General features: G+C 59.8%; 13 protein-coding genes. 7 read left to right on the top strand and 6 right to left on the bottom strand.

The window, feature by feature from the left end; translation table 11 throughout:
* From ACR0AL_RS14045 to ACR0AL_RS14035, 3 genes are read left to right on the top strand one after another with little or no spacing between them, the layout of a single operon-like run.
* Positions 1–831, top strand: coding sequence for a hypothetical protein (locus tag ACR0AL_RS14045; RefSeq protein WP_170361854.1), 831 nt, complete (start codon positions 1–3; stop codon positions 829–831).
* The gene (locus ACR0AL_RS14040; RefSeq protein ID WP_170552275.1) at positions 828–1,871 is read left to right on the top strand and encodes an endonuclease/exonuclease/phosphatase family protein; all 1,044 of its coding nucleotides are present in this window, start codon (positions 828–830) and stop codon (positions 1,869–1,871) included. The genes ACR0AL_RS14045 and ACR0AL_RS14040 overlap by 4 nt, the downstream gene beginning before the upstream one ends.
* A 57-nt stretch (positions 1,872–1,928) precedes the next feature.
* Complete coding sequence (locus tag ACR0AL_RS14035) at positions 1,929–2,822, top strand: LysR family transcriptional regulator (protein ID WP_170361852.1); 894 nt, start codon at positions 1,929–1,931, stop codon at positions 2,820–2,822.
* On the opposite strand, the gene ACR0AL_RS14030 is transcribed toward ACR0AL_RS14035, so the two are convergent.
* On the bottom strand, positions 2,819–3,346 hold the full coding sequence (locus ACR0AL_RS14030) for a redoxin domain-containing protein (RefSeq protein ID WP_170351852.1): 528 nt from the start codon (positions 3,344–3,346) through the stop codon (positions 2,819–2,821). The two genes, ACR0AL_RS14035 and ACR0AL_RS14030, sit on opposite strands and share 4 nt — an antisense overlap.
* Before the next feature lie 91 nt (positions 3,347–3,437).
* Between ACR0AL_RS14030 and leuB the strand changes: the two genes are divergently transcribed.
* A complete protein-coding gene (leuB, locus tag ACR0AL_RS14025) occupies positions 3,438–4,541 on the top strand; it encodes a 3-isopropylmalate dehydrogenase (RefSeq protein ID WP_480663471.1) in 1,104 nt (367 codons plus the stop codon).
* A 62-nt stretch (positions 4,542–4,603) separates the two neighbouring features.
* On the opposite strand, the gene ACR0AL_RS14020 is transcribed toward leuB, so the two are convergent.
* Positions 4,604–6,787: a transglycosylase domain-containing protein gene (locus ACR0AL_RS14020; RefSeq protein ID WP_480663469.1), complete on the bottom strand. Its 2,184-nt coding sequence runs from the start codon at positions 6,785–6,787 to the stop codon at positions 4,604–4,606.
* Positions 6,788–7,037: 250 nt separating this feature from the next.
* Here ACR0AL_RS14020 and ACR0AL_RS14015 point away from each other — a divergent pair, with 250 nt between their 5' ends.
* A complete protein-coding gene (locus tag ACR0AL_RS14015; protein WP_170351849.1) occupies positions 7,038–7,376 on the top strand; it encodes a P-II family nitrogen regulator in 339 nt (112 codons plus the stop codon).
* A gap of 33 nt (positions 7,377–7,409) precedes the next feature.
* Positions 7,410–8,738: an ammonium transporter gene (locus ACR0AL_RS14010; protein WP_480663467.1), complete on the top strand. Its 1,329-nt coding sequence runs from the start codon at positions 7,410–7,412 to the stop codon at positions 8,736–8,738.
* A gap of 71 nt (positions 8,739–8,809) precedes the next feature.
* On the opposite strand, the gene ACR0AL_RS14005 is transcribed toward ACR0AL_RS14010, so the two are convergent.
* The 4 genes from ACR0AL_RS14005 to ACR0AL_RS13990 form a co-directional block, all read right to left on the bottom strand.
* A complete protein-coding gene (locus ACR0AL_RS14005) occupies positions 8,810–9,994 on the bottom strand; it encodes an amino acid aminotransferase (protein WP_170351847.1) in 1,185 nt (394 codons plus the stop codon).
* Positions 9,994–10,848 carry a 3-mercaptopyruvate sulfurtransferase gene (gene sseA / locus ACR0AL_RS14000; protein ID WP_170351846.1) on the bottom strand — a complete coding sequence of 285 codons (855 nt, stop codon included), beginning with the start codon at positions 10,846–10,848 and terminating at the stop codon, positions 9,994–9,996. Before sseA ends, ACR0AL_RS14005 begins: the two co-directional genes overlap by 1 nt.
* Before the next feature lie 80 nt (positions 10,849–10,928).
* Positions 10,929–11,198 carry a CBU_0592 family membrane protein gene (locus ACR0AL_RS13995; protein WP_170351845.1) on the bottom strand — a complete coding sequence of 90 codons (270 nt, stop codon included), beginning with the start codon at positions 11,196–11,198 and terminating at the stop codon, positions 10,929–10,931.
* A 29-nt stretch (positions 11,199–11,227) separates the two neighbouring features.
* On the bottom strand, positions 11,228–11,791 hold the full coding sequence (locus tag ACR0AL_RS13990) for a helix-turn-helix domain-containing protein (RefSeq protein ID WP_170351940.1): 564 nt from the start codon (positions 11,789–11,791) through the stop codon (positions 11,228–11,230).
* Positions 11,792–11,897: 106 nt separating this feature from the next.
* Here ACR0AL_RS13990 and ilvD point away from each other — a divergent pair, with 106 nt between their 5' ends.
* Positions 11,898–13,730 carry a dihydroxy-acid dehydratase gene (gene ilvD / locus ACR0AL_RS13985; RefSeq protein WP_170379356.1) on the top strand — a complete coding sequence of 611 codons (1,833 nt, stop codon included), beginning with the start codon at positions 11,898–11,900 and terminating at the stop codon, positions 13,728–13,730.
* The last annotated feature ends 20 nt before the right edge of the window (positions 13,731–13,750 follow it).

The raw sequence follows: 13,750 nt of genomic DNA, 5'->3' as shown, positions 1-13,750 counted from the left end.
GTGATTGCGCGCACAACTGGGGCGGCAATTCGGGGAATAATGGTTGCACTGATGGTGCTAACCCCCGCGTTGTACTTGCCCGTATCGTCAACGAATGGCACCGAGATTGTCGTCTTTCTCGCCATTCTCGCATTCTTTCTGACGTTTGCTGAATATAACTCGGCCTTTCCCAGCTTTATCGAATTCCGCGACGCACCACCTGTGAACCGCCTGCGTTTTGTCGGGTTGATGTCGATGATCACTTTCCTGACGCTGATCTGCAAAAACGCCTATGCGCCCAGCGATCTGACCGGGCTTTTCTATGCGTTGGGGCTGGGCATCGCCAATGTTGTCGATTTCCCTTATTCGCCGGTTCGGCTGGTTGTGCTGGTGCTGCCCGCCGATGCCAACGCGCCGCTGATCGAATTGGTGCGTATCTCGGCCAGTGTTGCTTATGTTGCCGCGCTAGTGACCATTGCCAGCTTTGCCTATGCGGTGAAGATGCGCGGCTGGCCTACCGGCAACGGTGCGTTCAACGTCTGGACCAACCTGCCGCTGTTTGACCCGACCAAGGGCGGGGACGTCGTCACCCGCCTGCAACGGGACGGGCGCCTGAATATCTCAATCGGGGTGCTGCTGCCATTCCTGATTCCAGCGCTGATCAAATTACTGACTGACTATGCCAACCCGATCTCGCTGAGCAATCCTCAGACCATGATCTGGACCATGAGCGCCTGGGCCTTTTTGCCCGCCTCGATGATCATGCGCGGCATGGCGACATTACGCATCGCCAATCTGATCGTTGAAAAGCGCCGCGCCTATTCCACGGCTGAGTCCACACAGGCCGCATGATCCGCATTCTTCTTCTGTTGCTGTTGCCGTTTATGGCACAGGCAGAAACGCTGCGCATTGCCACCTTCAATACCGAGCTGAACCGCGACGGGCCGGGTCTGTTGCTGCGCGATATCCGGCGCGGCGATCCACAGGTACAGGCGGTGGTCGACGTTCTGGTCGCCGCCCGACCAGATATCGTCAGCTTGCAAGGCATCGACTGGGATATGGACGGGCAGGCTTTGACTGCTTTGGCCGATCTGTTGCGGACCGCTGGACTGGACTATCCCCATCACTTCGCCGCCCAGCCCAATGCGGGGCTTGAGACCGCTTTGGACCTGAACGGAGACGGGCGCAACCATGGTCCGGCAGACGCGCAGGGCTGGGGTCGTTTCACCGGTCAGGGTGGGCTTGCGGTGCTGTCACGGCACCCAATCCGCACCGACACTGTGCAGCAGTTTACGGATCTGCTGTGGCGCGATCTGCCGGGCGCGCAACTGCCGGTGACGGAAGACGGCCCCTTCCCATCGGAACAGGCCCAGCGCATTCAGCGCTTGTCTGCCGTGGCCCATTGGATCGTACCTGTGGACACACCGACCGGTGCGCTGGATCTGATGACATTTCACGCGGCCCCACCAGTGTTTGACGGCCCCGAGGACCGCAACGGGTTGCGCAACCGCGACGAAATCCGCCTTTGGTCCGCAGTTCTGGACGGAGAATTGGGGCATAGGCCCCAAGGCCCCTTCGTGATCGCCGGAGATGCCAATCTGGACCCGACACGCGGCGATGGGCGGAAAGAGGCAATACAGGCGCTGCTGGCCGATCCGCGCTTGCAGGACCCACACACAGATCAACCATTGGAGTCCCAGACTACTGTAGTCTGGAAGGCGGTGGGCGAAATGCGGGTGGATTACGTGCTGCCCTCGGCCGACCTGCAAGTTACCGCAGCGGGGGTGTTCTGGCCCAAACCGGGCACGCCTCTGCGCATCGCCGCCGAACAGGCCAGCAGACACCGGTTGGTCTGGGTCGACATTGCTGCGCCCAAGCAGCTTTCGCACTGATCCATTCATTTCACTTCTGTTATTGCCGCCAGACTCGGAACGTGTATTCATTTATGAATGGACAAATCTCTTACTCATGCCGACTGGTCTTTGATCCAAAGCTTTCTGGCCGTGGCTCAGACCGGCTCGCTTTCGGCAGCAGCGCGGCAGCTGGACCGAAGCCAACCTACGCTGGGCCGCCAAATCCACGCGCTTGAGGATGAGCTGGGCGTGTCCTTGTTCGACCGGCATGCCCGCGGACTGAAGCTCAGCGATGTTGGGGCGCAGCTGCTGCCGATGGCGCAACAGATGCATTCGGCGATGACGTCATTCAGTCTGGCGGCGGCGGGTCAGGCACAGCAACTGGAGGGGACGGTGCGCATCACCGCTTCGGTCTTCGCGTCGCATCACTTGCTGCCGCCGATTCTGGCACAGATCCGGGCCCAGGAACCTGCCATTCAGTTGGAACTGGTGGCAACGGATACCATCGAAAACCTGCTGTATCGCGAGGCCGACATTGCCGTGCGCATGTATCGCCCGGAACAGATGGACCTGATCTCGCGCTATCTTGGGGATGTGCATCTGTGTTTTTGCGCGGCCCGCACTTATCTGGATCGCGCCGGGCGGCCAACACGCCCCGAAGAACTGTTCGACCACGATCTGGTAGGCTTTGACGCCAATGAACAGATCATCACTAAGATGCGCGCGCGAGGGTGGCCCGCCAGCAGGGACAGCTTCGCCACCCGCTGTGACCTGCAAAGCGCCTATTGGCAACTGGTCCGTGCGGGATGCGGAATCGGCTTTACCCAGATCGAAGTGGCAAAGGCTGATCCGGATGTCGAAATAATACCGCTGGATGTTGACGTTCAGACATTGCCAGTCTGGCTGGCCGCACCGCAGGCCATGCGTCAGACCCCGCGCATTCGCAGGGTCTGGGATTTGCTGGCGGACGGGTTGAAGGCCAGCCTTTAAAGCGCGCCGGTATAGGTGCCGCGCGGCGGGTAGTTGTTGCCCAGAGTGAATTTCAGACCGCCAACAATGTCGGACATGGCAGGTCGGGCAAAGGGCGTGGTCTGTTGCCACGCATAATAAAGCATTCGATTCGGGGCGATGAAGAAATGACCTGGTTCGGCGAACAGGTCAGGTTCGGCGCTGCCTTCGCGCGCGGTTGAGATGTTCAGCCCCCAATCATCCCGCGCCGCAGCCATTGGCAGGCTGTGCCCCACACGCAGCCGCGAAACACCGGCCTTCTCAGCCGTTTCCGCGGCGCGCTCGGCCGTGTCTGTGGTGATCATGATCACTTCGATACCAAGCTCGGCAAACTCATCCAGCGCCGCTTCGACCTCGGCCATCTGCTTGATACAGATCGGGCAGTGCAGGCCGCGATACTGAATCACCAACGTGCCATTTTCGCCCTTATCGGTATCCAGATCGAAACGTCCATGGCTCACCGTTTCAATTTTCAGCTCAGGAACGGGGTTTCCCGGTATCAACATGTGTTTTCCTTGTGAATTGGCCGGATCGTCTCATTGACCCGATGCGGCGCAGACGCTAGGGCCTTTGCGACGAAACGCAAGGAGATCCTTCATGTCCAACCCCTCGCTCCTCATCCTGCCCGGAGACGGAATTGGCCCCGAAGTCATGGCCGAAGTGCGCAGAGTAATCGATTGGTTCGGCGAAAAGCGCGGCCTTCACTTTGACGTGAGCGAGGATCTGGTGGGCGGTGCGGCCTATGACGCGCACGGCAAGCCACTGTCGGACGAGACCATGGCCAAGGCGCAGGAAGTTGACGCCGTTCTGCTGGGTGCTGTTGGTGGTCCGAAATACGACGATCTGGATTTCAGCCTCAAGCCCGAACGCGGGTTGCTGCGTCTGCGCAAGGAAATGGACCTGTATTCTAACCTGCGCCCTGCACAGTGCTTTGACGCGCTGGCCGATTTCTCGTCGCTGAAAAAAGACATCGTCGCCGGTCTTGATATCATGATCGTGCGCGAGCTGACCTCGGGCGTCTATTTCGGCGAACCCCGCGGAATCTTCGAAGAAGGCAATGAGCGCGTTGGCATCAACACCCAGCGCTATACCGAATCCGAAATCGAACGCGCCGCGCGCTCGGCCTTTGAACTGGCGATGCGCCGGAACAAAAAGGTCTGCTCGATGGAGAAGGCCAACGTGATGGAATCGGGCATCCTGTGGCGCGAGGTCGTGGACCGTGTGGCCAAGGAATACCCCGAGGTCAAGCTGTCGCACATGTATGCCGACAACGGCGCGATGCAGCTGGTGCGCGCACCCAAACAATTTGACGTGATCCTGACCGACAACCTGTTCGGCGACATCCTGTCGGATTGTGCCGCGATGCTGACCGGCTCGCTGGGCATGTTGCCGTCGGCGTCCTTGGGCGCACCGATGGCCAATGGCCGCCCTAAGGCGATGTACGAACCGGTTCACGGCTCGGCCCCTGATATCACGGGTCAGGGTAAAGCCAACCCGATCGCCTGTATCCTCAGCTTTGCCATGGCGCTGCGCTATAGCTTTGATCAGGGCGAAGAGGCGGATCGACTGGAGGCCGCGATCGAGAAGGTTCTGGCTGACGGTGTCCGCACCGGCGACCTGCTGGCCGATGAGGGTGTTCAGCCGGTCTCGACCACCGAAATGGGTGACGCGATTCTGGCAGCGCTGGACAGCAGCCTCTGATCCGCTTTCACATCAGACAAATAAAAGGCGGTGCCACGCGCACCGCCTTTTTTATTGGTGCATCAGTTGCCGAAGATATTGTTCAGCAGATTGTTGATGGCATTTTCAAACCCACCCTGCCTGCGGCGTTGTCGCTGCGGCTGTGCCACCTGTTTAGGTGGATCCGGGGCCAACATGGGCAGCGGCGTGGGCGTCATACCTTCGGTCACGCGCAGCATGGTTTCTTTCCAGATCTCTGCGGGCAGCCCACCCCCGGTCACGCCGGACAGGGGTGTGTTGTCGTCATAACCCATCCAGACACCGGCCACGTAATCCGCTGTAAATCCGATAAACCACGCATCCCGCGCCGCCTGCGTCGTGCCTGTCTTACCGGCCACCTGCCAGCCCGGCAGTTGCGCCCGTGCGCCGGTCCCCTCGGACACCACACGCTGCATCATCCAGGTCAGCTGCTTGGCGGCCTTGTCGTTGATCACCCGCTCACCAATGCCCGAGCTGGTCACCATCACCGGCGTATCATCCTCCAGCAGCTTCAACTCTGACAGGCCATAGGGTTCCACGGCCGAGCCGCCATTGAGGATACCGGCATAGGCACCGGTCATCTCGATCAGCGTGCTTTCCGACGCGCCCAGCGCCAAGGCCGGCCCCTGCGCCAGATCGCTGTCGATGCCGAACTCACTGGCGACCGTGCGGACATTGTCCAGACCAGCAACTTCGGCCACTTTCACCGCCGGGATGTTCAGCGAATTCTTCAGTGCATCTGCCAGCGTAACCCGACCATAGAACTTGTGGGTATAGTTCTTGGGACACCACTGACCGGACCCTGGAATGTTGACGCAATAGGGCTCATCCACAACCGTATCCAGCGGTGAATAGCCCAGCTCCAAAGCAGTGGCATAGACAAACGGCTTGAAGGACGATCCGGTCTGGCGCAATGCCTGCGTGGCGCGATTGAACGCACCCGAGACCCGCGTTTGGCGCCCGCCGACCATGGCGCGTACGGCGCCGTCTGCCGACATCACCACAATTGCGGCCTGCGCCTTGGACCCTTCGCGGACCTTCTCCTGAAAGATGTACTTCAGCGCTTCTTCTGCCGATTTCTGCAAGCGCTGGTCCAGAGTCGTCTTGATCACCACATCATCCGTGGTATCTGCCCCAAAGTAACTGGGCAGCTCGGTAATGACCCAATCGGCGAAATACCCGCCGGCCCGTGCTGCGGCGGCTTCGGACAGTTGCGCCGGGTTGCTGCGGGCACTGCTGGCTTGCGCGGTTGTCAGATAGCCCTGCGCCTCCATCAGCCCCAGCACCAGCCGCCCCCGATCCTGCGAGCGTTGCAAGTTGTTCGTGGGCGCATAACGCGTGGGGGCCACCAGCAGACCGGCCAGCATCGCCGCCTGCGCCGGGTTCACCTCGGCTGCAGAGATACCGAAATAGCGCTGGCTTGCGGCCTCGAACCCGCGGGCACCGGCACCAAGGAACGCGCGGTTGAGATAGATGGTCAGAATCTCATCCTTGGAATACTTGACCTCCATCGCAATCGCATAGACCGCTTCCTTGGCCTTGCGCCACAGCGACCCCTGACGGCAATCGGATTCATACGCAGCCTCGGACTCCCATTCGCTGGGCACATACGGCACGCCCAAGCAGAGCAGCTTGGCGGTCTGCTGCGTGATGGTTGATCCGCCATGGCCTGACAGCGGCCCGCGCCCCTCGCTCAGGTTGATGCGCACAGCACTGGCCACACCTCGGGGGCTGACGCCGAAATGGCGATAAAACCGCTTATCCTCGGTGGCGACGACAGCGTTTTTGAGGTGCGGTGAAACAGTGCCCGCCGTGATCACCCCGCCGAACTGATCCCCGCGCCAGGCAAAGACCTTGCCGTTGCGGTCCAACAGCGTGACCGACCCCCGCGCCCGACCGTCCAGCAGTTCATTCACATCTGGCAGCGTGGTGTAGACAACTCCAACAGCCAGCGCCAACAGCATCGCAACCACCGCGCCGACGCGCCAGGTTATGCCCCAGATCAACCGCCAGACCCACCGGAAGAAACGGCGGAAAATACCCCCACCACCGCCACCGGATTTCCGGCGCGCTTTCTTACGCGTGGCCTTGCGCGTCGTCGTTTTGCGCGCGGCCGCCTTCTTGCCCGCGGGTTTCGCGGTGCGCTTGGTCGCCGCGGGCTTGCGCCCTTTCGACGGGTATCTTTTATCCGCGACAAGCGGTGCCTTTCGGCGCCTGGACTCAGTCATGCTCAAACTCTGCCCGGTTATCGTTTTGAGGCACAATACAATGCCACGCCGGTGAAGTAGAGGTCTGAAATTCCGGCAATCACCCTCTATAGCGTGCCTATTTATTACTCAATTGTCACTTTTTGTGCAAAAATTGTGCACTTCCTTACGCATTCACCCGGCGTCGTCCCTCCTTACCCGTTCCTTACTGCGGTCAGGCACGCTCTTTTTTCTGCAGGTGCAAACAGACCGGACCGCAGAGGGGACCAACGTGAAACTGATTATTGCGACAATCAAGCCGTTCAAGCTTGAAGAGGTGCGCGAGGCACTGACCGACGCAGGCCTGCAAGGCATGATGGTGACCGAGATCAAGGGCTTTGGCTCTCAGTCCGGGCACACGGAAATCTATCGCGGCGCCGAATACGCAGTGAATTTCGTGCCCAAAATCAAGTTGGAGATTGTGGTGCCTGCCACGATGGCCGACCAGATCGTCGAAACCATCACCAAAACCGCCCGAACCGGCAAGATCGGCGACGGCAAGATTTTCGTCCTCGATGTCGAGCAGGCCCTGCGCGTGCGGACCGGGGAAATGAACGAAGAGGCGCTTTAAGTGCCCTCCATTCCAAAAATTCGAGGACTGAACATGAACCTGATGAAATCTCTCATCCCTGCCGTCGCGACCATCGCGCTGCCGCAGATGGGTCTGGCGCAAGAGGCTGCCGTCGAAGGCGAGGCCGCGCTGCACACCCAGTATATCTTTACCACTCTGCTGTTCCTGATGGGCGGCTTCCTCGTTTTCTTCATGGCTGCTGGCTTTGCCATGCTGGAAGGCGGGCTGGTGCGTTCCAAGAACGTGGCCATGCAGATGATCAAGAATGTGGCGTTATTTTCGATTGCCGCGATCATGTACTGGCTGATCGGCTTCAACCTGATGTATCCGGGCGATGGCTGGTCCATCTCCGGCTGGCTGGGTCCGTTCTTCTCAACCACCGTGCTTGATCCCGTTGGCGTCGGCGCCGATGCAGCGGCTCTGGATTATGCCTCAATCGGTTCGGATTTCTTCTTCCAACTGGTCTTCGTTGCCGCAACCGCGTCGATCGTCTCGGGTGCCGTGGCCGAACGTATCAAGCTGTGGCCCTTCCTGGCCTTCGTTGTGGTGCTAACCGGTATCATGTACCCGATCACAGGCTCGTGGCAGTGGGGCGGCGGCTGGTTGTCCGAAGCCGGATTCTCGGACTTCGCTGGCTCGACCGTGGTGCATTCGGTCGGCGGCTGGGCGGCTTTGGCCGGGGCCATCATCTTGGGCCCGCGCATAGGCAAGTATAACAAAGACGGCAAGGTCCACCCGATCCCGGGCTCGAACCTGGCGCTGGCAACCTTGGGAACGTTCATCCTGTGGCTGGGCTGGTTCGGCTTCAACGGTGGTTCGCAACTGGCGATGGGCACCGTGGGGGACGTATCCGACGTGTCGCGCATCTTTGCCAACACCAACATGGCCGCTGCTTCGGGTGCTGTCGCAGCGCTGATCATGACCCAGCTTCTGTACAAAAAGCCGGACCTGACCATGGTGCTGAACGGCGCACTGGCCGGTTTGGTGTCGATCACGGCCGAGCCTCTGGCCCCGACCCTGTTCGGCGCCCTGTGGATCGGTGCCGTTGGCGGTATCATCGTGGTCTTTGCGGTTCCGATGCTGGACAAGTTCAAGATCGACGACGTGGTCGGTGCCATCCCGGTTCACCTGTTCTGCGGTATCTGGGGCACCATCGCCGTCATCTTCTACGGTGAAGCCAACCTGATCACGCAGCTGACAGGCATCATTGCTTACGGTGTGTTCACCTTTGTCGGCGCAATGATCTTGTGGATGATCCTGAAAGCCACCGTCGGCATCCGCGTCAGCGAAGAAGACGAGATCAACGGCCTCGACATGGCGGAACTGGGTATGGAAGCGTATCCCGAGTTTTCAAAAGGCTAAGAGTCAACCACTCTCAAACAAAAAACCCGGGCGTTCGCGTCCGGGTTCTCATTGATTAAAACTGCGGAACTTCAAACCCCGACGTCGACAATCGCCTTGGCCAGAATTGGCACGGTGGTCGCATTCAGGCCGGCGATGTTCAGGCGGCTGTCGCCGACCATGTAGATACCGTGATCGTCGCGCAGTTTCTCGACCAGTTCCGGAGCCGCACCCAGGCGCGAGAACATGCCGCGGTGCTGAGCAATGAAACCAAAGCGGTCCGAGCCGCTGAGTCGTTGCAACTCATCCGACAGTTGCTGACGCAGGCCCAGCATGGACAGGCGCACATCTTCGAGCTCGGCAGCCCAATCGGCGCGCAGGGCGTCGTCATTCAAGATGGTGGTCACCACGCGTGCACCGTGATCGGGCGGGAAGGAATAGTTCTGGCGGTTCAGGAAGGCCAGCGTAGCCTGGTTCAAGGCTGTCTGCGCCGCATCATCACTGATCGCCATCAACAGGCCGGTACGTTCGCGGTAGATGCCGAAATTCTTCGAGCACGACGCCGCGATCAGGCAGCGCTTGACCGACGAGGCTACCAGACGGGCCGCCTGCGCGTCCGCCTCCAGACCATCGCCAAAGCCCTGATAGGCAATGTCGATCATCGCTACCAGACCACGTTCGTTGATCAGGTTCACGACCTCTTGCCACTGCACCATGTTCAGGTTGGCGCCGGTCGGGTTGTGGCAGCAGCCGTGCAACAGCACCACGTCACCCGCCTTGGCCGTCTTGAGATCCTCGATCATGCCATCGAAATCGACGCCACGGGTATCGCCATCGAAATAGCGATAGGGGACCATCTCCATTCCCAGATAGTTCAGAATCGACAGGTGGTTCGGCCATGTCGGGTTCGACACGAAAACGCGCGCCGATGGGTTGGCCATGCGGATCAATTCGAACGCCTGACGGCAGGCTCCGGTGCCGCCCGGGGTGGCCACGGCAGCGATGTTACCGCGCGGCACAGACGTGCCGAGGATCAGGCCGATCATCGCATCCGCATAAGCCGGATCACCGGCCAGACCTGTATAGGCTTTGCTTTCCTGCTCTTCCAGAATGCGCTTTTCGGCGGCCTTCACCGCGCGCATCACCGGGGTCACGCCTTCGGCATTCTTGTAGACGCCGACGCCCAAGTCGATCTTCTGATCGCGCGGGTCTTCGCGGTACATCTGCACCAGTGCCAGAATTTTGTCAGCAGGCTGCGGTTTGAGGTTCTCGAACATCAGTTCTCTCCGGTTGAGACGGGCAGGGTCGGGAAGGCACCCCATTCAGCCCAGGAGCCGTCATAAAGCGAATGATCTTTCTTGCCCAAGCGTTCCAACGCCAGGCTGAGGATGGCGGCGGTCACGCCCGACCCGCAGGATGTGATCGCGGGCTTTGACAGGTCCACACCTGCGGCTTCGAACACAGCGCGGCAATCATCAGGCGATTTCATCGTGCCGTTCTTGTTCAGCAGTAGGTCAAAGGGCACGTTGCGCGACCCCGGAATATGCCCCGACCGCAAACCTTCGCGCGGCTCAGCCGCAGTTCCGGCAAAGCGGGCGGCGGACCGGGCATCGATAATCTCATGATCGGCGAGTTTGGCTGCGGCCGAAACCTGCGTCACATCCCGTACCAAATGGTTTTGCACTCGTACGGTCATATGGCGATCCCGAATGATCGGCGGCAGGTCTTCGATTTCGCGACCCTCAGCCTGCCATTTCGGCAAGCCGCCGTCCAAAACGGCGACGTTTTCCTGACCCATCAGGCGAAACAGCCACCAGACCCGCGCCGCAGACATCAGCCCGGCACCGTCATAGACCACGACCTGATGTCCATCCCCCACACCCATCGCCCGCAAGCGCGACATGAATTTTTCGACCGGTGGTGCCATATGCGGCAAGTCCGAACGCTGGTCGGAAATATCATCGATATCGAAGAACCGCGCGCCAGGAATATGGGCGGCATCATATTCCGCCTTAGCATCCCGCCCCTGTTGCGGCAGATACCATGACCCGTCCAGAATCCGTAAATCAGGATCCTTGATATGGGCGGCAAGCCATTCGGTGGAAACGAGTGTTTTCGGATCGTCCTGCATCAAAGCCTCCCCTAAGCGAGCTTGAGTTTTCCCTATACGCGCACGCATTCGGGTTCAAGACTGGATGGGGCCTAGCCCGCCTAACGCGCGCGCCTGAGACGGAAAAACTGAACGATCCCGATCATACTGATCAGAATCCAGAAGGATTCGATCAACATCGACGCCAGATTGAAATTCTGAAGCAGCGAATAGACGATCAGGATCGACCCGGCGAGGTTTAGCACCGGGAATGCCAGATCGTCCGAATTCATCATCCGCATCTGAGTGGCAAAATACGCAGCCACCACGACCAAAGCACCGATTGAGCCAATCGCGTCCGCCAGTGTTAGAGTTTCCAGAAAAGCGCCCATATCTTGCCTTCTACTATGTGGGGTCAGGTTCAGCCGATCGCGGGCAGCGCATCCAATTGTGCATAATGGTGCATGTTCAAAAAAACAGCCCCTTGATCACCGGCGCGATAGCCATGCGGCAGGTCCGCCGCAAATCGCAGGCCCTGTCCCGCCTCAAGCGCCACCCACTTCCCATCACGCAAAATCTCAAGCGCGCCGTTCAGGACAAAGACCTCTTCCGTCACGCCAGTCGCGTGGGCGGCGGATTCGTGGCTTTGGTTCGGCGCAAGTTCCACATGAAATGTCTCGGCCCGCAGGGCCGGGTCAAAGGGAAAGACGATCTTAACTTCGATGCTGCCTGGAAAGGTCACCGTGCGAAACACGTCAGGCGTTGTCGTATCGCGCAGTGCCGCCGTGCCGATCAATGCACTGAGGGGCAGTTGAAACCCTTTGGCAATCTTCCACAGCGTCGCGATGGTCGGGCTGGATTCGCCACGCTCGATCTGGCCCAGCATGGCTTTGCTAACGCCGGTCATCTCAGCCACCTTCGACAGACTCAGCCCCGAGGCCGCCCGCACATCCCGCAGTTTCAGTGTAATATCATCCGGTGCCATCTGATCGTCTTTCGAATCCTCTTGTGCGTTATAGCGCACATGTGGTACGTGCGCTATAACGCACACATCCCGCATATCGCAACCGGGGCAAAAGGGAAACAGCATCATGCCAATGTACCGATCCAGAACCTCCACCCATGGCCGCAACATGGCCGGTGCCCGCGGCCTGTGGCGCGCAACCGGTATGCAGGATGACGATTTCGGCAAACCGATCATCGCCATCGTCAACTCGTTCACCCAGTTCGTTCCCGGCCACGTTCACCTGAAGGACTTGGGCCAGATGGTCGCGCGTGAGGTTGAGGCCGCAGGCGGCGTCGCCAAGGAGTTCAACACCATTGCGGTGGATGACGGCATCGCCATGGGCCATGACGGAATGCTGTATTCGCTGCCCTCGCGCGAAGTGATCGCGGATTCGGTCGAATATATGGTCAACGCGCACTGCGCCGATGCGATGGTCTGCATTTCGAACTGCGATAAGATCACCCCCGGCATGCTGATGGCCGCAATGCGCCTGAACATCCCGGCCATCTTCGTCTCGGGCGGTCCGATGGAAGCGGGCAAGATCGACATCGCTGATCTGGACGTCAAAAAGATCGACCTCGTCGACGCGATGGTTGCCGCCGCTGATGACAAATACACTGACGAACAGGTGCAGCATATCGAAGAAAATGCCTGCCCCACCTGCGGGTCATGCTCGGGCATGTTCACTGCCAACTCGATGAACTGCCTGGCCGAAGCGCTGGGTCTGGCGCTGCCGGGCAATGGTTCGACCCTGGCCACCCACGCTGATCGAAAAGATCTGTTTCTTGAAGCCGGTCGCCGCATCGTCGAGATCACAAAACGCCATTATGATCTGAACGAAAAAGGCTTCCTGCCGCGCGAGATCGCAACCTTTGAGGCGTTTGAAAACGCCATGAGCCTCGACATTGCCATGGGCGGATCGACCAACACGGTTCTTCACCTGCTGGCCATCGCGCATGAAGGCGAGGTGCATTTCACCATGTCCGACATGGACCGCCTTAGCCGCAAAGTCCCCTGCCTGTGCAAGGTGGCACCAAACACTGAAAACGTACACATGGAAGACGTTCACCGCGCCGGGGGTATCTTCTCGATCTTGGGTGAGCTTGGCCGAGCGGGGCTGCTGCACGAAGATTGCGCCACCGTGCATTCCGCCACGATGGGTGAGGCAATCGCGAATTGGGACATCAAGGTCGCCAACAACCCCAAGGCGCAAGAGCTGTTCAAGGCCGCCCCGGGGGGCGTGCGCACCACCCAAGCCTTCAGCCAATCGAACCGGTACAAGGAACTGGATATCGACCGCGAAGGCGGTGTAATCCGGTCGAAAGAGCATGCCTTCAGCCAGGATGGCGGTCTGGCGGTTTTGTTTGGCAACATCGCTCGGGACGGCTGTATCGTGAAAACTGCAGGCGTTGATCCCGCCAGCCTGACCTTCACCGGATCGGCCTATGTCTGCGAAAGTCAGGATCAGGCGGTCAATGACATTCTGACCGGCAAAGTCGAAGCGGGCGACGTCGTGGTGATCCGCTATGAAGGCCCGCGCGGCGGTCCGGGGATGCAGGAAATGCTGTATCCGACCTCGTATCTGAAATCCAAAGGTCTGGGCAAAGCCTGCGCCCTGCTGACTGATGGTCGGTTCTCGGGCGGTACATCGGGCCTTTCGATTGGCCACGTCTCACCCGAAGCCGCCGAGGGCGGTGAGATCGGACTGGTGCGCCCGGGCGACAAGATCGAGATCGACATCCCCAACCGCAGCATCCATCTGGCCGTGTCTGACGAGGAACTTTCAGCACGGCGCGAAGAGCAGGACGAAAAGGGCTGGGTGCCGGCCGAGCCACGCAAGCGCAAGGTGTCGACCGCGCTGAAGGCCTATGCCAAGCTGACAACCAGCGCGGCGAAAGGAGCCGTGCGTCAGGTCTGAACCGGGTTGCGGTAGGTAGA

Source organism: Ruegeria sp. BB1 (assembly GCF_056539465.1).
This window is presented reverse-complemented; position numbering and strand designations above follow the sequence as displayed.

Bases quoted from the DNA above. Each gene is read 5' to 3' on its own strand.
- ilvD (WP_170379356.1), top strand. From the start codon at position 11,898: ATGCCAATGTACCGATCCAGAACCTCCACCCATGGCCGCAACATGGCC.
- ACR0AL_RS14030 (WP_170351852.1), bottom strand. From the start codon at position 3,346: ATGTTGATACCGGGAAACCCCGTTCCTGAGCTGAAAATTGAAACGGTG.
- sseA (WP_170351846.1), bottom strand. From the start codon at position 10,848: ATGCAGGACGATCCGAAAACACTCGTTTCCACCGAATGGCTTGCCGCC.
- leuB (WP_480663471.1), top strand. From the start codon at position 3,438: ATGTCCAACCCCTCGCTCCTCATCCTGCCCGGAGACGGAATTGGCCCC.
- ACR0AL_RS13990 (WP_170351940.1), bottom strand. From the start codon at position 11,791: ATGGCACCGGATGATATTACACTGAAACTGCGGGATGTGCGGGCGGCC.
- ACR0AL_RS14020 (WP_480663469.1), bottom strand. From the start codon at position 6,787: ATGACTGAGTCCAGGCGCCGAAAGGCACCGCTTGTCGCGGATAAAAGA.
- ACR0AL_RS14010 (WP_480663467.1), top strand. From the start codon at position 7,410: ATGAACCTGATGAAATCTCTCATCCCTGCCGTCGCGACCATCGCGCTG.
- ACR0AL_RS13995 (WP_170351845.1), bottom strand. From the start codon at position 11,198: ATGGGCGCTTTTCTGGAAACTCTAACACTGGCGGACGCGATTGGCTCA.
- ACR0AL_RS14035 (WP_170361852.1), top strand. From the start codon at position 1,929: ATGGACAAATCTCTTACTCATGCCGACTGGTCTTTGATCCAAAGCTTT.
- ACR0AL_RS14040 (WP_170552275.1), top strand. From the start codon at position 828: ATGATCCGCATTCTTCTTCTGTTGCTGTTGCCGTTTATGGCACAGGCA.
- ACR0AL_RS14005 (WP_170351847.1), bottom strand. From the start codon at position 9,994: ATGTTCGAGAACCTCAAACCGCAGCCTGCTGACAAAATTCTGGCACTG.